17 protein-coding genes and 1 pseudogene are annotated in these 18,263 nt (G+C 71.8%); 4 read left to right on the top strand and 14 right to left on the bottom strand.

What is annotated here, in order from left to right; translation table 11 throughout:
- From ACFYMP_RS31585 to ACFYMP_RS31575, 3 genes and pseudogenes are all read left to right on the top strand, one after another.
- Positions 1 to 758, top strand: a pseudogene (locus tag ACFYMP_RS31585) (hypothetical protein); the annotation flags it as partial.
- 3 nt (positions 759 to 761) lie between these two features.
- A complete protein-coding gene (locus ACFYMP_RS31580) occupies positions 762 to 1,136 on the top strand; it encodes a hypothetical protein (RefSeq protein ID WP_388864038.1) in 375 nt (124 codons plus the stop codon).
- A 262-nt stretch (positions 1,137 to 1,398) separates the two neighbouring features.
- Positions 1,399 to 1,692 (top strand): hypothetical protein, encoded by a 294-nt coding sequence (locus ACFYMP_RS31575; RefSeq protein WP_388864036.1) that lies wholly within the window; start codon positions 1,399 to 1,401, stop codon positions 1,690 to 1,692.
- Positions 1,693 to 2,026: 334 nt separating this feature from the next.
- Here the strand turns inward: ACFYMP_RS31575 and ACFYMP_RS31570 are convergent, their stop codons facing one another.
- The 4 genes from ACFYMP_RS31570 to ACFYMP_RS31555 all read right to left on the bottom strand — a co-directional run bounded on the left by ACFYMP_RS31570 (position 2,027) and on the right by ACFYMP_RS31555 (position 5,036).
- A complete protein-coding gene (locus ACFYMP_RS31570) occupies positions 2,027 to 2,359 on the bottom strand; it encodes a hypothetical protein (RefSeq protein WP_388864034.1) in 333 nt (110 codons plus the stop codon).
- On the bottom strand, positions 2,359 to 3,024 hold the full coding sequence (locus ACFYMP_RS31565; protein ID WP_388864040.1) for an ATP/GTP-binding protein: 666 nt from the start codon (positions 3,022 to 3,024) through the stop codon (positions 2,359 to 2,361). Before ACFYMP_RS31565 ends, ACFYMP_RS31570 begins: the two co-directional genes overlap by 1 nt.
- A gap of 168 nt (positions 3,025 to 3,192) precedes the next feature.
- Positions 3,193 to 3,630, bottom strand: a complete 438-nt coding sequence (locus tag ACFYMP_RS31560; RefSeq protein ID WP_388864032.1) for an ATP/GTP-binding protein — start codon at positions 3,628 to 3,630, stop codon at positions 3,193 to 3,195.
- Positions 3,631 to 3,752: 122 nt separating this feature from the next.
- On the bottom strand, positions 3,753 to 5,036 hold the full coding sequence (locus ACFYMP_RS31555) for an adenylosuccinate synthase (RefSeq protein WP_388864030.1): 1,284 nt from the start codon (positions 5,034 to 5,036) through the stop codon (positions 3,753 to 3,755).
- Between the two features lie 219 nt (positions 5,037 to 5,255).
- Between ACFYMP_RS31555 and ACFYMP_RS31550 the strand changes: the two genes are divergently transcribed.
- On the top strand, positions 5,256 to 6,164 hold the full coding sequence (locus ACFYMP_RS31550) for a diacylglycerol kinase (RefSeq protein ID WP_388864028.1): 909 nt from the start codon (positions 5,256 to 5,258) through the stop codon (positions 6,162 to 6,164).
- Positions 6,165 to 6,248: 84 nt separating this feature from the next.
- Here ACFYMP_RS31550 and ACFYMP_RS31545 read toward each other — a convergent pair whose 3' ends face one another.
- The 10 genes from ACFYMP_RS31545 to ACFYMP_RS31500 form a co-directional block, all read right to left on the bottom strand.
- Positions 6,249 to 6,917 carry a response regulator gene (locus ACFYMP_RS31545; RefSeq protein WP_388864026.1) on the bottom strand — a complete coding sequence of 223 codons (669 nt, stop codon included), beginning with the start codon at positions 6,915 to 6,917 and terminating at the stop codon, positions 6,249 to 6,251.
- Positions 6,914 to 8,401: a sensor histidine kinase gene (locus ACFYMP_RS31540; RefSeq protein WP_388864024.1), complete on the bottom strand. Its 1,488-nt coding sequence runs from the start codon at positions 8,399 to 8,401 to the stop codon at positions 6,914 to 6,916. Before ACFYMP_RS31540 ends, ACFYMP_RS31545 begins: the two co-directional genes overlap by 4 nt.
- Before the next feature lie 330 nt (positions 8,402 to 8,731).
- Entirely contained in the window at positions 8,732 to 9,619 is an 888-nt protein-coding gene (locus ACFYMP_RS31535; protein WP_388864022.1) for an alpha/beta hydrolase, read from the bottom strand.
- A gap of 328 nt (positions 9,620 to 9,947) precedes the next feature.
- Positions 9,948 to 11,411: a kynureninase gene (gene kynU, locus ACFYMP_RS31530; protein ID WP_388864020.1), complete on the bottom strand. Its 1,464-nt coding sequence runs from the start codon at positions 11,409 to 11,411 to the stop codon at positions 9,948 to 9,950.
- Entirely contained in the window at positions 11,404 to 12,396 is a 993-nt protein-coding gene (locus ACFYMP_RS31525; RefSeq protein WP_388864018.1) for a tryptophan 2,3-dioxygenase family protein, read from the bottom strand. Before ACFYMP_RS31525 ends, kynU begins: the two co-directional genes overlap by 8 nt.
- Positions 12,397 to 12,588: 192 nt before the next feature.
- Positions 12,589 to 13,002, bottom strand: coding sequence for a DUF3151 domain-containing protein (locus ACFYMP_RS31520; protein WP_388864016.1), 414 nt, complete (start codon positions 13,000 to 13,002; stop codon positions 12,589 to 12,591).
- 281 nt (positions 13,003 to 13,283) lie between these two features.
- Positions 13,284 to 14,306, bottom strand: coding sequence for a class II fructose-bisphosphate aldolase (fbaA, locus tag ACFYMP_RS31515; protein ID WP_388864014.1), 1,023 nt, complete (start codon positions 14,304 to 14,306; stop codon positions 13,284 to 13,286).
- A gap of 647 nt (positions 14,307 to 14,953) precedes the next feature.
- A complete protein-coding gene (gene pyrE / locus ACFYMP_RS31510) occupies positions 14,954 to 15,499 on the bottom strand; it encodes an orotate phosphoribosyltransferase (protein ID WP_388864012.1) in 546 nt (181 codons plus the stop codon).
- A gap of 449 nt (positions 15,500 to 15,948) precedes the next feature.
- Positions 15,949 to 16,761, bottom strand: coding sequence for an aldose 1-epimerase (locus ACFYMP_RS31505; RefSeq protein ID WP_388864010.1), 813 nt, complete (start codon positions 16,759 to 16,761; stop codon positions 15,949 to 15,951).
- A 164-nt stretch (positions 16,762 to 16,925) separates the two neighbouring features.
- Positions 16,926 to 18,260 carry a hypothetical protein gene (locus ACFYMP_RS31500; protein WP_388864008.1) on the bottom strand — a complete coding sequence of 445 codons (1,335 nt, stop codon included), beginning with the start codon at positions 18,258 to 18,260 and terminating at the stop codon, positions 16,926 to 16,928.
- Positions 18,261 to 18,263 lie beyond the last annotated feature (3 nt).

Genomic DNA, 18,263 nt, shown 5'->3' with positions numbered 1-18,263 from the left:
TCGCCGCCGCCCTCGTCGTCATGGCGGACACGATACGAAAAGTCATCAACGGCGAAGCCGGCTGGAGCGACCTCATCTGGGCCGCCCTCGACTGCATCCCCGCCACCAAAGGCTTCACCAGCCTCGCCAAACTCGGCAAACTCTGGAAAGCGGGCGGACTCCGGGCGCTGGGCAGCGGGGCACTCAAAGGCATCGGCGGCGGGCTCAAAGGGCTGGCCGGTGGAATCCGCGACGGATCGGCCAGCGTCGCCACCGTCGTCAAGGGGCTGGCCTCCCGAGGCAAGAGCCCCTTGTCATTCAAGGTCACTCCCTTCAAGGACGGCCGCCCGGGTATGCTCGTGTTCCGCCCAGGAGACACTCTCCTCAAAAGCATGAACCGCATCAAGAGCACTGGGAAATTCGATATCGGGATTCACGGGTCACCCACATCGGTGGGATACCAGATCAAAGAGGGGGCCGCTCATCTGGGTGAGAACTGGCACCATTTCGACCATCGCGAGATTGCATCCCTGATGCGCGCGCACGGTTGGAACGGAGAGCCCGTCAGGCTCCTCTCCTGCCAGACCGGTATGAAGGCTGACGGGTTCGCACAGAACCTGTCCAATGCCCTCGGCGTCACAGTGGAGGCCCCCAACGACTTTCTATGGGTCTGGCCGCACGGAAGGACCGCCGTAGCCCCGTTCAATTCCGCCGGGAGCGGCATCCATCCCAGCATCCGCGGCGACTTCGACATCTTCCATCCCAATGGAGGGAGCTAATACATGCCCAAGCTGCCTGTGCCTCATCGAGTCGGCGAAGCCCAACAGGAAGCCGAGTTCAGCACCGACGGCCTTTCGGGGGAGATTATCGGTCGGCTGTCCAGCTTTCTGGAGGAGGCCGAGCCCTTGCTTTTTTCGCCGGGCACGATGCAGGACCCTTTTTCCGACTCCGTGAACATGCAAGTACGCGTCGGCATCATGACGGACGGGGAATGGGTCTGGCACCTCGCGTGGTCAGATTACGTCCACTACCACCACGTCTCGCCGCCGAGCGAGTTCCTTGAGCACATCGCCGCATTGGATTACACGGCTCCGGAGATCGCCGTCGAACGGGCCATGGAGATCATCGAGGCCGAAGGAATTCCTCTGCCTGATTGAGTCGCCCCCGAGGAACCTGTGGTGGTTCCCCCCTCGGACGGGGACAGGAACGTCGGCTACTTCGTGGATCCGGTGCACCCCACAACTGCGACGGGGGACCTTAATTACCAAGCAGTGGACTTCCGAGGGGGTTCCGTAAAGGCAATTTTCCGTACCGAGACGACGGGGCATCGACACGTCACTCTGTACCCCAATCCCGCACCAGGACGGCATCCCTGACTCGAACCGTCCCACTGCCCGCCTAAAAGGAGTCTGCATCTCCATGTCCGACATCGATCCTGATCTTCGCACTTTTCTCGGTGGCGCCTTCTCCGCCGAGGTCGTGGACAGACTGGACCACTTGCGCCCGGGGCTGAACCGGATGCCCGCAGAACGCCTGACCGCCCTTCGCCGGTCATTTCGCGCACTCATCGACCAACGCTCTATGCGCCTCCCCGATTGGGCCCGCACAACCGACACGGACTTCGAAACAGAGGAGGAGCTGTACAACTACTTGCAAGAGTGCTACGCATACCTCTTCGAGGGGGCAGCCACATTTCCAGAAGCACCGTTGTGAACACCATTTGTCCATCCTGCCCACATGGATGGGACTCGCGCGCGACACGGTGACGGGCCTCCGAGAGCGTCCGGAACACGCCTGATCGAACCAGCGGAGAGCCCAGCCCCGCAACGCCGCCAGAACTCCCCTGAAAGACCACCGGGCCGACAGGCGCGCATAGAACTCCTCCACCCGCGGTGTCACCGTGGAGGCGCCGATCCACTTCCATCCTCACATCCGCCGCACCTTCGGGGTTTCCTACCGCAGCAAATGGGACTAAAACCGCCTGTGCCTCGTCGCAGCAAGGCCCAGGATGGAGCCGCTTTTAGCGCCGACCGGCTTTCAGGTGAGATTACGGACCCCTTTCCAGCTTTCTGGAAGAGGCCGATCCCATACTTTTCTCACCGGCACGACGTAGGACCATTTTCCTGAACCCACCGGCACGCAAGCCGGCCTTCTTCACCAAGGGCAGCGGCTTGCGGGACTTGGTGGGGTCGTTGGCGTTCTCGAAGTGGTGATTGACGCGTTCGTCCTGCCTGAGCGGGGTACCGCTCTTCATGACGATGTCGATGTACTCCAGCTCGCTCACCTCGCCCTCGGCGAAGATGTACACCTGACGCAAGCGACTCGCCGGACCCCGGCCCTTCTTCCGCTTGATGTCGTCCCCGCCCCTGGACCTCGCCATCAGACTTCTTCCGCCTCCATCCGTGCCGTCTCGTCCGCTCGCAGCAGCCGCCGCCCGACCTGCCCCTCCGAGACCTTCGGCACCCCGCCGAAGGTCCCCGCCAGGTACGAGATCATGAGGTCCTCCGTCTCCGTGGGCTCCCAGTCGGCGACCGAGGCAAGGTTCGTGGCCCCTCGTTCGTCCTTCTCCGTCAGCCAGATCTGGCCCGGTTCCAGAAGCCGGCTGCCGCCCGGCGTGCGCAGCAGTGAGGGGTCGTGGGCGGTGAACACCAGTTGCGCCCCCTTCGGGTTGACCCACGGTGTCTGGAAGAGACGGACCACCTCTGCGGCGAACCGGGGATGCAGGCTCGCGTCGAGCTCGTCGACCAGCAGGACCGAGCCCATGTCCAGGGCAAGCAGCAGTGGCCCGATCAGCGCGAACCAGGAACGGGTCCCCCAGGACTCCGCCGTCCAGTCCAGCACCGCCTCCGCCGCGCCGCCGGAGTGGACGAGGCGGACGACGGGGCGGCCATCTGGTTCACGCTCGACCTCGACGCGGGCGATACCCAGATCAGCCACCCGCAGCAGTTCCTCGATCCGCTGCCGGGACGCCTCGCTCTCCAGCAACCGCATCGCGGTGAACGCCTCGCGCTGGGACCGTTCGGTCTCCGGGGTGACGTCCCACAGGTTGTCCTTGAACCAGTCGTAGACCGGCGTGAGTTGCTCGTGCCCGTCGTTCGCGGCACGGGTCAGCAGCAGAGCGTCGGGACGTGTCGTGCGGGCGAGGCGCGTGCGGTCGTGGAGGTGCCCCCCGGGGAAGTCGAAGGGCGTCGGGGCCGACGCGTCCCGCTCGAATCAGGTCTGACGGCGGCCCTTCGGATACGCGTACAGCCGCTCGGCCTCGACCCGGCGGGCGCCCAGCTCGAAACCGTACGTCCAGCGAACACCGTCGCCCAGAACGAAGTCCGCCTCGTAGAGCGTCGTCTCGCCCCGCGCCTTCGCGTCGAGCGCGAAGACGTCACGGGGAATGCCGTCGAAGGAGGTCCACTCGGCGTAAGAACGCAGCACCGCGTACCGCATGGCTTGCAGCGCGGCGATGACGTTGGACTTGCCGGAGGCGTTGGCGCCGAAGACGCCGAGGACGGTGAAGACCGGCAGCGTCTTCCCGTCCGAGAGGGACAGCTCACGAGCGGCGGCCCGCTCGGCCTCCCCCGCCTCGTCCGGCACGACGAAGGACAGCTCCTGCTCCTCGCGCAGGGACCGCGCATTGGCCACGCGAAACCTCAGCAGCATCCCGTCTCCTTCATGGCGGACAGACTAGTCACACCGGCACCCGCCTGTCCGCGCGCCTGTGGCAGCGGGGTGAGCGGGCCCCGTGCCCCGCCCACCCCGCCGTTCATGACGTCTCGGACGCCTCAGAGGAACGAGTTGACCTGGATGGTCTCCGTGCGGCCCGGACCCACGCCGATCGCGGAGATCGGGGCGCCGGACATGTCCTCCAGGGCCTTCACGTAGTCCCGCGCGTTCTTCGGGAGGTCGTCGAAGGTCTTGGCCTTGGTGATGTCCTCGGACCAGCCCGGCAGGTACTCGTACACCGGCTTCGCGTGGTGGAAGTCGGTCTGGCTGTACGGCAGCTCCTCGACGCGCCTGCCGTCGATGTCGTAGGCCACGCACACCGGGATGCGCTCCCAGCCGGTCAGGACGTCGAGCTTGGTCAGGAAGAAGTCGGTCAGGCCGTTGACGCGGGTGGCGTAGCGGGCGATCGGTGCGTCGAACCAGCCGCAGCGCCGGTCGCGGCCGGTGGTGACGCCGCGCTCCCCGCCGATGCGGCGCAGCGCCTCACCGTCCTCGTCGAGCAGTTCCGTCGGGAACGGCCCGGCGCCCACGCGCGTGGTGTACGCCTTGAGGATGCCGATGACGCGGCTGATCTTCGTCGGGCCGATGCCGGAGCCGGTGGAGGCGCCGCCGGCGGTCGGGTTCGACGAGGTGACGAAGGGGTACGTGCCGTGGTCCACGTCCAGGAGCGTGCCCTGGCCGCCCTCCATCAGGACGACCTTGCCCTGGTCGAGGGCCTGGTTGAGGACCAGCGAGGTGTCCGCGACGTAGGGCTTGATCTGGTCGGCGTAGCTCAGCAGCTCCTCGACGATCTGCTCGGCCTCGATCGCGCGCCGGTTGAAGAGCTTGACGAGCATCTGGTTCTTTATGTCCAGCGCCGCCTCCACCTTCTGCAGCAGGATCGACTCGTCGTACAGGTCCTGGACGCGGATACCGGTGCGGTTGATCTTGTCGGCGTAGGTCGGGCCGATGCCGCGCCCCGTCGTGCCGATCTTCCGCTTGCCGAGGAAACGTTCCGAGACCTTGTCCACCGTCACGTTGTACGAGGTGATCAGGTGCGCGTTTCCGCTGATCAGGAGCTTGGACGTGTCGACGCCTCGCTCGTTCAGCCCGCTCAGCTCGGAGAGCAGGACCGCCGGGTCGACGACGACACCGTTGCCGATGACCGGCACACAGCCGGGCGACAGAATGCCGGAGGGGAGGAGATGCAGCGCGTACTTCTGGTCGCCGACAACGACGGTGTGACCCGCGTTGTTGCCCCCTTGGTAGCGCACCACGTAATCCACCGAGCCACCGAGCAGGTCGGTGGCCTTCCCCTTGCCCTCGTCACCCCACTGAGCACCGAGCAGCACAAGTGCGGGCACAGGCGTACACCCCTTCCGGGCGGGGCATGTCCAAGGTCGGGGCGTACGTGGCTACGACGTACACCGTTATCCCGGCGTCCGCCCGCAGGTAACGCGCACGTTCGCCGTCGACCGTCTTCGGCCGCGAGCCGTCGGACCGGTGCCCCGGAATAGACGAAGCCCCTGGCGCAATAGCGCAAGGGGCTCTTGCACAAAGACTGTACCCGAGGAAGGACAGAGGTGTCGGCTCCAGAGCCCGCCGCGTGCGGAGCGCCCTCGCTGCTGGTCCTCGTCGATCCCGCCGCCCGGCGCGTGGACGGCGAGTCCGTACGGATCGCCCGGGACGTCCTGGGCGCGGGCGCGCACACCAAGGTGTGTCTGCCCGAGGGGCCCGAGGAGTTCGCGCACGCCCTGCACCGCCGGGGCGCCCGGCAGCCCGTCGTGGTGGGCGACGACCGGGCGCTGCTGCGGGCGGTGTCCGTCCTGCACCGGGACCGTACGCTGGGCTCCTGCGTGGTCTCCCTCGTGCCGGTCGGGGGCGGGGCCCTGGACCTCGCGCACGCCCTCGGCGTCCCCACCTCGACCGTGACGGCGGCCCGCGCCGTCCTGGACGGCTCCCCCAGCGCCCGTGACCTGCTGGTCGACGACAGCGACGGCGTGGTCCTCGGCCGGCTCACGGTCCCCGCGCCCCCCAGGGAGACCGGGCACGCGCACACCGCGCACTGGCTGCGCACCTGCCAGTCCCTCGTCCGCACCCTCGCGGCGCGGCCCGCCGCGAGCGGGCACCACCCGGGGCACGGGCCCGAGACCGGTCCCTACCGGCTGCGCGTCGAGGCCGACGGAAAGATCCTCACCGACCTGGACACACCCGTCGACGCGGTGACGATCACGCCCTCGGTCGCGGGCCTCGCCGACATCGAGATCCACCGGCCGGGCACCACCGCCGGCACGGAGCCGCGGGGCGGCGCGGGCACCGGCCCGTGGGGCGGCGCGGGGCCCCGGGCGGCGGCCGTGCTGACGACCCGCGCCCGCCGCGTCACCGTCTCCGGGCCCGACTTCCACTACCGCGCCGACACCCTGACCTCCGGCCCCGTCCGGCACCGCACCTGGGCGGTCCGCAAGGCGGCGTGGACGCTCATGCTGCCGTGACCGGCCTTGCCCCCTGGGGAAACCGGGCCGTCGGTGCTGTCCCCGGAGCCGTCCCCGGATCCGCGCGGGGCCGCCCGGGGCCGGCTATCCCGGAGTGACCAGCCGCGCCTCGTACGCGAACACGGCGGCCTGCGTCCGGTCGCGCAGGCCCAGCTTCACGAGCACCCGGCTGACGTGCGTCTTGACCGTCGACTCGGCGACCACCAGGCGCTCGGCGATCTCCTGGTTCGACAGCCCCTGCGCGACCAGGATCAGCACCTCCGTCTCCCGTTCGGTCAGCTCCCCGTACGCCCCGCCCCGGTACGCGGCGGGGCGCGCGGGCAGGTCGGCGGCCTTCGCGAACTCCGTGATCAGCCGCCGGGTCACGCTCGGCGCGAGCAGCGCCTCGCCGCCCGCCACGATCCGCACGCCCTCGGCGAGCTGACGCGCGGAGGCGTCCTTGAGCAGGAAGCCGGAGGCGCCCGCGCGCAGCGCCTGGTACACGTACTCGTCGAGGTCGAAGGTGGTCAGGACGAGCACCCGCGCCCCGCAGTCCGAGGCGACGATCTCGCGGGTCGCCTCGATCCCGTTGAGGTTCGGCATGCGGATGTCCATGAGCACGACGTCGGGCCGCAGCCGCACCGTCGCGTCGACGGCCTCGCGCCCGTCCACGGCCTCCCCGGCGACCTCGATGCCGGGCATCGCGTTGAGCAGCACCGAGAAGCCCTCGCGGACCATCATCTGGTCGTCGGCGATCAGTACGCGGATGGTCATGCCGTACCGCCTTCGGCGGCGGGACGTCCAGACCGGCCGGGGCTCTTGACGAGGGAGGTACGGGGCGCGCCGGCGGAGGAGGAGGCGGAGGCATAGGGCGACGCGGGCAGGGACAGGGGCGGGGACGGGGACGAGGTCTTGGTGCCGGGGGCCGCCGGGGCGTCCTCAAAGGGCGCCTCCGGTTTCTCCTCCGGGGCGGACGGGAGGAACACCGACACCTCGAAACCGCCGTCCCCGGTCGGCCCGGTCGTGATCACCCCGTCGAGCATCGCGACCCGCTCCCGCATCCCGGTCAGCCCGTGCCCGGCCCCGGCCGAGGGCCTCGGCTCCTGCGTGGGGGCGCCGTTGACGACCCGCAGGCCCAGGCCGCCGAGCACGTAGGAGAGTTCTACGCGCGCGGGGGCGCCCGGCGCGTGCCGCAGCGCGTTGCTCAGCGCCTCCTGGACGATCCGGTACGCCGACAGCTCGACCCCCTGCGGGAACTCCCGCACCGCCCCGGTCACCACCTTCTCCGCCCGCACCCCGGCCTCCGCGACGTTCGCGAGCAGGCCGTCGAGCGCGGCGAGCGTCGGCTGCGGCGCGTCCGGCACCTCGTAGTCCTCGGAGCGTACGACGCCCAGGACCCGGCGCAGTTCGGTGAGGGCCGCGACCGCGTTCTCCCGGATCGTCACGAACGCCGCCTCCAGCTCCGGCGGCGCCTGCTCCACCCGGTAGGGCGCGGCCTCCGCCTGGATCGCGACGACCGACATGTGGTGCGCGACCACGTCGTGCAACTCCCGCGCGATCGTCGTACGTTCCTCCAGCAGCGTGCGGCGCGAACGCTCGACGAGCGTCACCTCCTCCTTGACGGCGACCTCCGCCTCCTTCACCGCGACCTCGCCACGAGCCCGCTGCCAGCCGCGCAGCGCCACAATGGCGATCAGGAGGAGCGCCGTCAGCACGAAGAACGCCGCCACCGTGCCGTCCATCCCCGTGGACACGGGAGAGCCCCACAGCCCGACGAGGAGACTCAGGAACCACACCTCGAAGGCGACCCGGGGGCGCGACTGGAACGCCACCACCGCCATCACCAGGCAGTGCGCGCCGAGCCCGTAGGACGACCCGCCGAAAGCGGCGGGCGCCAGGCAGCACACCAGGGAGATCCACCACGCGCCCACCGGCCGGAACAGCGAGAAGGCCGTGACCAGCACGCCGATCCCCGCCAGGAACGCGCCACTGCCCTCGTCGACGTACGCGGTCAGCGCGACGCACAACGCCACGAACAGCATGGTGGCCTGCGGCAGCCGGCGCGCCGCCGAACGCGCCGGCCGCGGAAGCAGCAGCCACCCTCCCCGCTCCGTGTCCGCCGTCGGCACCGGCCGGAACGCGAACGCCCCGGTGACGAGGTCGGCCCGGAGGGTCCGCAGCGCGCCGACGAGCAGGTGCCGCTCCGTGGCCGGCTCCGGCCGCCCGGGGCCTGAGGTCGAAGTCACCGTCTCTGTCATGCCAGAACCGTAGGCGCAACGACACCCCCGGGGCGTCCCCAGCAAAGCGGATTCCACCGCCCCCACGCCGTCCACCGGAAGTACGACGGGGCTACGCCGGGGGACGACGGCGGCGGGGCGGGCGACGGCGGACGACAGCGGAGGCGGGCGACGGCGGACGACAGCGACGGCGGGCGACGTACAGCCGATGCGGGCCTTCCCGCCGGGGCGGTCAGGTGGGCGGGCCGTACCGAGAGGCTTCCCGTCCGGGGCTGCTCCCAGGTCCCGGCCGGGTCACCGGTGCGAGGGGGCACGCTTCCCGCTTGCCAGGCGGGCGGGCGGGTTGGGCGATCACCAGGCGAGCTGGGCGATCTCCTCCGCGACGACGGCGCAGGCGTCCGCCGCCGGGTCCACGAGCGGGAAGTGGCCTACGCCCTCCAGCAGGGTGACGCCGACCAGTTCGCCGGCCGCGGCAGCGGCCTCCGCGAAGGAGTCGGCGATCCCGGGCGGCACCTCACGGTCCTCCCGGCCGTGGACGAGGGTCGTGGCGATGCCCGTCGGCAGCAGCGCCACCGGGTCGGCGTACGGGAGCCGTTCCCCGAACGGTCCGGGGCCGCCGAGGAACTGTTCGGCCGCCCCCTCGCACACCTTGCCCTCGCGGGCCAGGGCGAGATCGGCGAGCGGGGCGAGCGCCACGACCCCGCGCAACGGGGACGCGGCCGCCCGGTACCAGGGGGCGTCGGCGGGCAGGACGTGGCGGGCCGCGGCCCACAGCGCCAGGTGACCGCCCGCCGAATGACCGGTGAGCACCGTGCGGGACGGATCGGCCGTCGGCAGGGCGCGGCGGGCCAGTTCGGGCAGCGCGTCGATCGCGGCGGCCACGTCGTCGAAGGTCTCCGGCCAGCGGCCCGCCCTGGGCGGCCGGCCCTGCTCGGGCAGTCCGGGGCCCCTGCGGTACTCGACGAGGGCCACCGCGAGGCCCTGCCGGGCCAGGAAGTCCGCGAACGGCGTCAGGTGCCGGCGGTCGTAACGCTGCCGCCAGGCCCCGCCGTGCAGGACCACGACCAGCGGGCTCCCGCTCCGCCCGTCGTGCGGCGCCCAGAAGTCCACGACCTGATCCGGGTGTTCGCCGTACGAGGCCGTCGCGTCCGGCGCGCGGTCCGGGTGCGCGAAGAGCGATTCGGCTTCGGCGGCCTCGCGCTGCGCGGCCTCGTGCGCTTCGTCGGCGTCGTCCGGCATTCTCCAGCTCCGTAGGTCCCTGGTGCGTGCTGTCCCTGGTGCGTGCGCACCCGGTGCGTGTGCCCCCGGTGCGTGCGCCCCCGGTGCTCGTGCGCGCCTGACGGCTTGTGAGTTCCGGTGTCTGGTTGGGGAGTTCGCCGGACTCGTCCGGAGTCGCCCGGAGTCGTCCGGCAAGTCCGCGCGCACGCACGGCGGGTGCGGATGGCGGGACGCTATCAGGCGTGTGACATGGGAGGACAGCGGCAGGGCGGCGGCAGAACGGCGGTGGCCGCGGCTGCCGCGCCGGGACCACCGCCGTCCGCCCCTACCGGGCCGGCCTCGGCTCCGCTCAGTCGCCGCGCACCGTGTCGGCCAGGACGCGGGCCGCGCGTTCCGTCTCCTCGAAGCCGAGGTAGAGCGGGGTGAAACCGAAGCGCAGGACGTCCGGGGGCCGGAAGTCCCCGACGACCCCGCGCTCGATCAGCCGGGGCATGACCGCTCCCGCGTCGGCACAGCGCAGCGCGATCTGGCTGCCCCGCTCCTCGTGCGCCGCCGGGGTCACCGCCTCCAGACGGCCCGCGGGCACCTGCCGGTCGACACACTCCAGGAAGAAGTCGGTGAGCGCGAGCGACTTGGCCCGTACGGCCTCCACGTCCACGCCCTCCCACACGCCGAGGGCCGCCTCCAGGGCGAGCAGCGACAGGATGTCGGGGGTGCCGACACGGCCCGCCGTCGCGCCCTTCGCCGGGGTGTACTCGTCGCGCATCCCGAAGGGTTCGGCGTGCGAGTTCCAGCCCGGCAGCGGCGAGTCGAAGCGCGGCTGGTGCTCGGCGCGCACGTACAGGAAGGCCGGCGCGCCCGGTCCCCCGTTGAGGAACTTGTACGTGCAGCCGACCGCGAGGTCGACCCCGTGCGCGTCGAGCCCCACGGGCAGGGCGCCCGCGCTGTGGCACAGGTCCCACACGGCGTACGCGCCCGCCTCGTGGACCGCCGCCGTCAGCCCCGGCAGGTCGTGCAGCCGGCCGGTGCGGTAGTCGACGTGGTTGAGCAGGACCGCCGCCGTCCGCCCGCTCAGCGCCCCCGGCACCTCGGCGGGCAGCACCGGCACGAGCCGATGACCGGTCAGCCGGGTGGCCGCCCGCGCGAGGTAGCCGTCGGTGGGGAAGGTCGAGGCGTCCACGAGCACCTCGTCGCGTCCGGGGCCCGCCAGACGTACGGCCGCGACGAGCGCCTTGAAGAGGTTGACGCTCGTCGAGTCGCCCACGACGACCTGCCCGGGTCCCGCCCCGACGAGCGGGGCGATCAGCTCGCCGACCCGCTCAGGCGCCGTCCACCAGCCCGACTCCGTCCACGAACGGATGCCGAGCCCGCCCCATTCACGGGTCACGACCTCGTGCAGCCGTTCCGGTACGGCCTTCGGCAGCAGGCCCAGCGAGTTCCCGTCGAGGTAGACGACGGACGGGTCGAGGACGAACCGGTCCCGGCAGTGCCGCAACGGGTCCTTGGCGTCCAGCCGGCGCGCGATCTCGCCCAGCCCCGCCTCGACCACGGCGCCCACCGCGCCCGCCGTGCCCGCCGCGGAGGAGGACCGCGGCAGCGGAGCGGCCTCGTCCCGCGCCCAGGGGGTGCCGGAATCCGGGCTCTGGGGCGTGGGCGGGGCGGTCTCCTGACTCCCGCCGGCCGAGGGGGCGAGCGGGTCGGCCGGAGTGGACGGGGCCCCCGAGGGAGCCGGGGCTTGGGCGGGGTCCGGGGCTTGCGCGGGGGCCGGGGTCCCGGGACGCGGGGGCGTGCGGTGGTTCGGGTTCTCAGACATGGCTACGGGCCGTCCAGAGTTCGGGGAACACGTTGTGGGAGGCGCGCTTCTCCAGCCAGGCCACCCCGGCGGAGCCCCCCGTACCGACCTTGGAGCCCATCGCGCGGCGGGTCGCGACCAAGTGGTCGTTGCGCCATCGCCACACCAGTTCGGCGACGTCCGTGAGCGCCTCGCCGAGCCGGACCTCCTCGCCCCGCTGGTCACCCGCGTAGATGTCGGCCCACACGCGCTCGACCTCGGGGGAAGGCTCGTGGCGGGTGCTGAGGTCCCGGTCCAGCACCGAGGGCGGCACCGGGTGGCCCCGGCGGGCCAGGAACCGCAGCGTCTCGTCGTACACGCTCGGTTCGTGCAGCGCCTTCCGCAACTCGCCGTGCGCACGCGGGGTGCCCCGGTGCGGGACGAGCATCGACGCGGACTTGTCCCCGAGCAGGAACTCCAGCCGCCGGTACATCGCGGACTGGAAACCGGACCCCTCACCGAGCGCCGAGCGGTACGAGTTGAACTGCGCCGGGGTCAGTCCCGCGAGCGGCGTCCACGAGGCGTTCAGCGCCTCCAGCTCCCGCACGGAACGCTTGAGGGCGTCGAGCGCGGTCGTCAGGTCGTCCTCCCGCAGGGCCCGCGCGGCGGTCTCCCACTCGTGGACGAGGACGGTGAACCACAGCTCCATGACCTGGGTCGTGACCAGGAAGACCATTTCCCCGGGGTCGTCGGAGAGCTGGTGCTGGAGGTGGGTGAGGACGTCGGCGTGGACGTAGTCCTCGTACGGCGTGCTGCCCGCGAAGTCGAGATTCGGGTCCGACGGGTCCGCCGGGTCCGACGGGTCCTCCGGCTCCGCCGAGGTGGCCGGGTCCGACGGGCTCGCCGGGCCCGACGGGCTCGCCGGGGCCGACAGGTTCGCCGGGGCCTCCGGGTCGGCCGGGGTTCCCCTCTGCGGGTCCGCGTCGGTGGCGGGGTGGTGCGGGCGGGCGACAGGGTCGTGCGACATCGGTGTCTCCTGGAGACGTGCTGCCGGGTAGCGGTCCGCCCCTGCCGTTCCCGTGCGGCACACCCGTGCGGGAGAACAGGGGGCTCCGGTCCCCTCGGGCCCCTCACACACGCGAACGGGCCCACCCGCATCCTCCGTCGCACCCGAGGGGGACGGCAAGGCGGGAGGACCCGTGACGAAGGAACCGCCGGCTCAGCCCAGCGTCTGGGCGGCCGTCGGGGAGGAGTCACGCAGGAACTCGGTGCACCGCTCGTACTCGTCCTTCTCGCCGATGGCCTGGGCGGCGCGGGCGAGTCCGTGCAGCGCACGCAGGAAGCCGCGGTTCGGCTCGTGCTCCCACGGCACCGGACCGTGGCCCTTCCAGCCGTTGCGGCGCAGCATGTCGAGACCGCGGTGGTAGCCGGTGCGGGCGTAGGCGTACGACTCGACGGTGTTGCCCGCCTCGAAGGCGTCGTCCGCGAGCAGGGCCCAGGCCAGGGAGGACTTGGGGTACTTCGCGGCGACCTCGGAGGCGGGGCTGCCCGAGGCCAGCAGCTCGCGCGGCTCGATCTCTTCGGGCAGGTGGGTCGGGGGGACTCCCCCGAGCAGGTTCTCGTGAATGGCCATGGGTTCCAGTCTGCCTGGCCCGGACCGCGAACGGGGCCGGGCCCCCACTCCGGTACGAGGACGCTGTCGCGTCCACGGGGGAGAGCGGGGGCCCGGTGGGACCGAAGGGGCCAGGAGAGTGCCCCGGGGCCGCGCGAGACGCGACGCCCGGACGCACACCCACACACCACCGGCGTACGGCTTCCCTCAGGCGGGTACCGGCCGAGTCACCTCAGACAGGTGCCGATCGAGTTACTTCAGTCGGGTACCGGCCGAGCTGCTTCAGGCGGGTGCCGACTGAGTTACTTCAGGCGGGTGCCGGTCGAACGGAGGTTGGCGCATGCCTCGGTGACGCGCGCGGCCATGCCGCCCTCGGCCAGCTTGCCCCAGGTGCGGGGGTCGTAGGTCTTCTTGTTGCCGACCTCGCCGTCGACCTTCAGCACACCGTCGTAGTTGCGGAACACGTGGTCCACGACGGGCCGCGTGAACGCGTACTGGGTGTCGGTGTCGAGGTTCATCTTCACGACGCCGTTCTCCAGCGCGGTCGCGATCTCCTCGGCCGTCGAGCCGGAGCCGCCGTGGAAGACGAAGTCGAAGGGGCTGGCCTTGCCGAACTTGGCGGCGACGCCGTCGCTCAGCTCCTTGAGCAGGTCGGGGCGGAGCACGACGTTGCCCGGCTTGTAGACGCCGTGCACGTTGCCGAAGGAGGCGGCGAGCAGGTAGCGGCCCTTCTCACCCAGGCCCAGCGCCTCGGCGGTACGGATCGCGTCGTCCACCGTGGTGTAGAGGTTGTCGTTGATCTCGTGCGAGACCCCGTCCTCCTCGCCACCGGTCGGGGTGATCTCGACCTCCAGGACGATCTTGGCGGCCTTGGCCTTCGCCAGCAGCTCCTCGGCGATCGTGAGGTTGTCGCTCAGGGTCTCGGCGGAACCGTCCCACATGTGGGACTGGAACAGCGGGTTCTCGCCGGCCTTGACGCGGGCCTCCGAGATGTCGAGCAGCGGGCGGACATAGCCGTCCAGCTTGTCCTTGGGGCAGTGGTCGGTGTGCAGCGCGACGGTCACCGGGTACTTGGCGGCCACGACGTGCGCGAACTCCGCGAGGGCCACGGCGCCGGTGACCATGTCCTTGTTGTACTGGCCGCCCAGGAACTCGGCGCCACCGGTGGAGATCTGGATGATGCCGTCGCTCTCGGCCTCAGCGAAGCCGCGCAGGGCGGCGTGCAGGGTCTGCGAGGAGGTCACGTTGATGGCCGGGTAGGCGAACTTGCCTGCCTTCGCCCGGTCGAGCATCTCGTTGTAGACCTCGGGGGTTGCGATGGGCATGTGTCCGCTCCTTGTGATGTGCGGGTGTGCTGCGAAGACGTGCGATGACCCTGACCTGATGGCGACGGCGGTGTCGGCCGGTCCCATCTTTCCAGACTTGCCGACTCGCTCCAGTGCGGAGGGCCGGGGCTGAGACGACCGGTGACGGTTTCACGTGAAACATCGCAGGTCGGGGGCGGGATGGCTCAGTCGGCCGGGCCGGGACGGTCCGGCCGACGATGTTTCACGTGAAACATGGCGACGAGCGTCGCGAGCCACGGTGAGAGGCTCAGCCCGGCGTCCAGTCGGCCATTGCGTACGGACACCGCTGGGGCCCCGTGGAGGCCACCGGGGCCCGGTACGGAAGCCAGCCGGGAGGCCCGGTAGGGAGGCCAGACCGGGGCCCCGGTCCGAAGGCCGCTCCGGGGACCGATCTGAAAACCGCTCCGGGGACCGGTCTGAAGGCCACTCCGAAGGCCGGTCCGGGGCCGCCGAGGCTCAGTCCGGAGGCCGCCGGGCTTTCAACGCGGAGGCCGTCGAGGCTTCAGTACGGGGACCCGCTCAGGTCGGATGCCAGCGCCGCCCGGCGCGGACGAGGCCCCGGCGCGGACGAGGCCCCGGCGCGGGCGCTCGGGTGCCCTGGTCGGCCCTCGGGGGATCAGCGGGGGTCAGAGGCCCAGTTCGCTCAGCGCGTAGGCGTAGACGTACGGGACTCCGGCCTCCCCGGAGATCTTGTCCCCCGCACCGGTGTCCCGGTCGACGATCGTGGCGACGGCGACGACGTGCGCGCCCGCCTCCCGTACGGCCTCAACGGCGGTCAGCGGGGAGCCCCCGGTCGTGGAGGTGTCCTCGACCACGACGACCCGGCGGCCCTTGATGTCGGGGCCCTCGACGCGACGCTGCATCCCGTGGGCCTTGGCGGCCTTGCGGACCACGAAGGCGTCGAGACGCCTCCCGCGCGCGGCGGCGGCGTGCAGCATCGAGGTGGCGACCGGGTCGGCCCCCAGGGTCAGCCCGCCGACCGCGTCGAACTCCAGGTCCTCGACCAGATCCAGCATCACCTGCCCGACCAGGGGTGCGGCCTCACCGTCGAGGGTGATCCGGCGCAGGTCGACGTAGTAGTCGGCCTCCAGCCCGGAGGAGAGGGTCACCTTGCCGTGCACCACGGCCTTGTCCTTGATCTGCTGGAGCAGCTCGGAACGTGCGTCAGTCATGGCCACGAGCTTAAGCGGCCACAGCGCCCCCGTCCGGCGCGGGCGCCGCCTGTCCAGCGCGGGCGCCGCCTGTCCAGCGCGGGCGCCGCCTGTCCAGCGCGGGCGCCGCCTGTCCAGCGCGGGCGCCGCCTGTCCAGCGCGAAGGCGGGAGGACGGCGCGGGACGAGCGGCGCTACAGGTGGGCAGCGCGGAGGGGCGGCGACACGGATGGGCAGCGCAGAAGGGCGGCGACACGAGTGGCGACACGAGTGGGCGAGTGCGGGCACCTGCACCTGGCCCACGTACAGGGCAGGCGCCCGCACCTGCACCTGCACCTGCACCTGCACCTGCACCTGCACCTGGGCCAAGCCCACTCTCGCCTCACCCTCGCGCCCGCCGGGCAGGCGGGGCCCGAGCGGCGCGCCCGTACCGGTCAGGCGCGAGCGGTCAGGCGCGGCCGAGCGGAGCCGTCAGAGCAGGCGCCAGCTCCACGTGGTGCTCGCTTCCAGCGGGTCGATCGGGGTCACGAGGCGGGGGTGGGTGTTGAGGCCGTTGGGCGGTCCGCTCTGCGGTTCGACGCACACGTAGTCCTCGGGCTCGTCGTAGACCACGACCCACTTCTCCCGGCTCTTGACGGTCAGCTCCAGCTCCCCCGGCCAGGTCAGCAGGACGGTGACCCCGTCGGGCATCCCGAAGCAGTCGTCCCGGGGGCCGGGCAGCGGGTCGATGCGCTTGCCGGTGGGCAGGTGGTCGGCGCCGCGCTCCTCCTGCCAGCCGGGCCGGAACTCGATCCGCACGTCCTCGCCCCCGTTGCCGAGATTGCGCCGGAACCAGGGGTGCCAGCCGACCTGCGCGGGGAACGAGTCGCCGTACGTCTCGATGCCCATGTGCTGCGTGAGGGAGTCCTCGGTCAGCTCGAAGCTCTGGGTGACGCGTCCCGGGTAGGGCCACGGCTCGACCAAGTCGTACGTGAAGGAGGCGGTCGCGGTGCCGGGCTCGGCCTCACCGGTGCGCGCGGCGTTCCACGCGTGACCGCGCACGGTGCCGTGGATCGCGTGGGGGCCGTCGTTGCGCGGCAGCTGATGGGCGACGCCACCGTTCACGAAACGTCCGTCCCTGGTCCGGCCGCACCAGGGGGCCATCGGGAACGAGCCGTAGCGATCGCCGGAGCGCAGCAGTTCCAGCCCGCCGACGACGAGACTGCTCAGCCGGGCGCCGAGGTCCGGGCGCACGGTGACGGACGAGTTTCGGACGGTCAGCGTCGTCTCTTGTTCGGTGCTCACGGGGTGACCTTACGTCGAGCCACCCGCACCGGCCCCTGCCAAGATCCAGGGGATTCCGGCAGCCCGAAGATCTCCGGCGGCCCGCGGAATCGGCGGGACCGGCTCGGCGAACCGGGGAGCCGGCCCGTCGGCCGTCCCTTCGGCGGCGACTCAGCTGCGGCGACTCAGCGGCGACGCCTCAGCGCGCGGCCAGCGACGATCGCGGAGGCCACGACGAGCGCGGCGGCCGGCGCGGCCCAGCGCAGGGTGTCGGCGGCCGAGGAGGCCGAGGCCATCGCGACCGGCGCGTACCGGCCCCTGGGCGGCGCGTGGTCGACCTCCTCGGCGCTGCGACCGATCATCGTCCGACGCGCGTGCGCGGCCTCGGCCGGAGGCTCCACGTCCCCGACGGCCTCCGCCTCCCGGACGACACGTTCCACCTCCTCGTCCACGTCGTCCACGTCCTCGGGCCCGAGCGAGGACGGCGGCACCTCGGTCTCGAAGACCGAGATTTGCACGACGTCGTCCTCCCCGTTCCCCGCGTCCTCCGCGTTCCCCGCGCCCTCGGCGTCCTCGGCGTCCCGCTCGCCTACGCGATCCTCATCGGCGTGGTGGGCGCCGTCGGCCTGGGCGTCGTCACCTTCGTGGGCCTTCGCATCGGCCTGCTCTGCCTGCTCTGCCTGCTCTGCCTGCTCTGCCTGCTCTGCCTGCTCTGCCTGCTCTGCCTGGGCAGCCGACTCCGAGCCGGGCCCCGCCTCCGGCCCCGCGTCCTCGCCCGCGTCCGCCGCCACACCCGCTTCAGCCTCGGCCCGACCGTCCGGGCCCGCTCCGGATGCGGCTTCGGCTCCAGCTCCGGCCTCAGACCGACCGTCCGTGCCCGCCTTCTCTCCGGACCGGCCGTCCCCGTCCGCGCTCCCGGGGGCGTCCCGTCCTGTCTCCGCGCCGCCCGCGCCGTTCTCCGCGTCCATGTCGTTCTCCCCCTCCGTACGCCTCTGCCCGCCCTTGCCGTCATTCCCCGTGACGCCCCGCGCACCCCTGACGCCGTCCGGAACCTCGGAGACCTCCGGGACCTCTGGCGGGGCCTGCGGGGAGCGGCCCGCCTGGCCGAGGTTGGCCGCGAACCGGTTGAGCAGGCGGTGCAGCGCGGATTCCACGGCTGGTTCGTCCAACTCGGTGAGCCGGCCCGTGACGCGGCCCGTTCCCGCGAAGGCCGCCGTCGTGCCGCCCTCCACCGCGTCGAGCGTGAGCGTGAGCACGGCGTTCACGGAGCCCTCGCCTCGCGCCTCCACGGCCTCGACGCGAAGTGTGTAGGAGTCGTCGTCCTGGGGCTCGATCCGCAGCTCCCCCCGGTACGTGACCGTATGGGCCGCGACGCGCAGCCGCAGCCGCCCGGCGACCGGCGCGGAGCCGTCCTCCGGGTCCGGCAGGAGGCCGGGGACGCTCTCGGTGAGCAGCGGGCGGTCACCGAGAGCGCGGCGCAGCGACTCGGGTGCGGCCGGGACGAACACCTCATGCTCCATGGC

Origin of the sequence: Streptomyces sp. NPDC007088, assembly GCF_042869355.1 — a bacterium.
Lineage (GTDB): Bacteria > Actinomycetota > Actinomycetes > Streptomycetales > Streptomycetaceae > Streptomyces.
This window is presented reverse-complemented; position numbering and strand designations above follow the sequence as displayed.

Bases quoted from the DNA above. Each gene is read 5' to 3' on its own strand.
- ACFYMP_RS31580 (WP_388864038.1), top strand. From the start codon at position 762: ATGCCCAAGCTGCCTGTGCCTCATCGAGTCGGCGAAGCCCAACAGGAA.
- ACFYMP_RS31525 (WP_388864018.1), bottom strand. From the start codon at position 12,396: ATGTCGCACGACCCTGTCGCCCGCCCGCACCACCCCGCCACCGACGCG.
- fbaA (WP_388864014.1), bottom strand. From the start codon at position 14,306: ATGCCCATCGCAACCCCCGAGGTCTACAACGAGATGCTCGACCGGGCG.
- ACFYMP_RS31535 (WP_388864022.1), bottom strand. From the start codon at position 9,619: ATGCCGGACGACGCCGACGAAGCGCACGAGGCCGCGCAGCGCGAGGCC.
- ACFYMP_RS31500 (WP_388864008.1), bottom strand. From the start codon at position 18,260: ATGGAGCATGAGGTGTTCGTCCCGGCCGCACCCGAGTCGCTGCGCCGC.
- ACFYMP_RS31545 (WP_388864026.1), bottom strand. From the start codon at position 6,917: ATGACCATCCGCGTACTGATCGCCGACGACCAGATGATGGTCCGCGAG.
- kynU (WP_388864020.1), bottom strand. From the start codon at position 11,411: ATGTCTGAGAACCCGAACCACCGCACGCCCCCGCGTCCCGGGACCCCG.
- ACFYMP_RS31570 (WP_388864034.1), bottom strand. From the start codon at position 2,359: ATGGCGAGGTCCAGGGGCGGGGACGACATCAAGCGGAAGAAGGGCCGG.
- ACFYMP_RS31520 (WP_388864016.1), bottom strand. From the start codon at position 13,002: ATGGCCATTCACGAGAACCTGCTCGGGGGAGTCCCCCCGACCCACCTG.
- ACFYMP_RS31575 (WP_388864036.1), top strand. From the start codon at position 1,399: ATGTCCGACATCGATCCTGATCTTCGCACTTTTCTCGGTGGCGCCTTC.
- pyrE (WP_388864012.1), bottom strand. From the start codon at position 15,499: ATGACTGACGCACGTTCCGAGCTGCTCCAGCAGATCAAGGACAAGGCC.
- ACFYMP_RS31560 (WP_388864032.1), bottom strand. From the start codon at position 3,630: ATGCTGCTGAGGTTTCGCGTGGCCAATGCGCGGTCCCTGCGCGAGGAG.
- ACFYMP_RS31540 (WP_388864024.1), bottom strand. From the start codon at position 8,401: ATGACAGAGACGGTGACTTCGACCTCAGGCCCCGGGCGGCCGGAGCCG.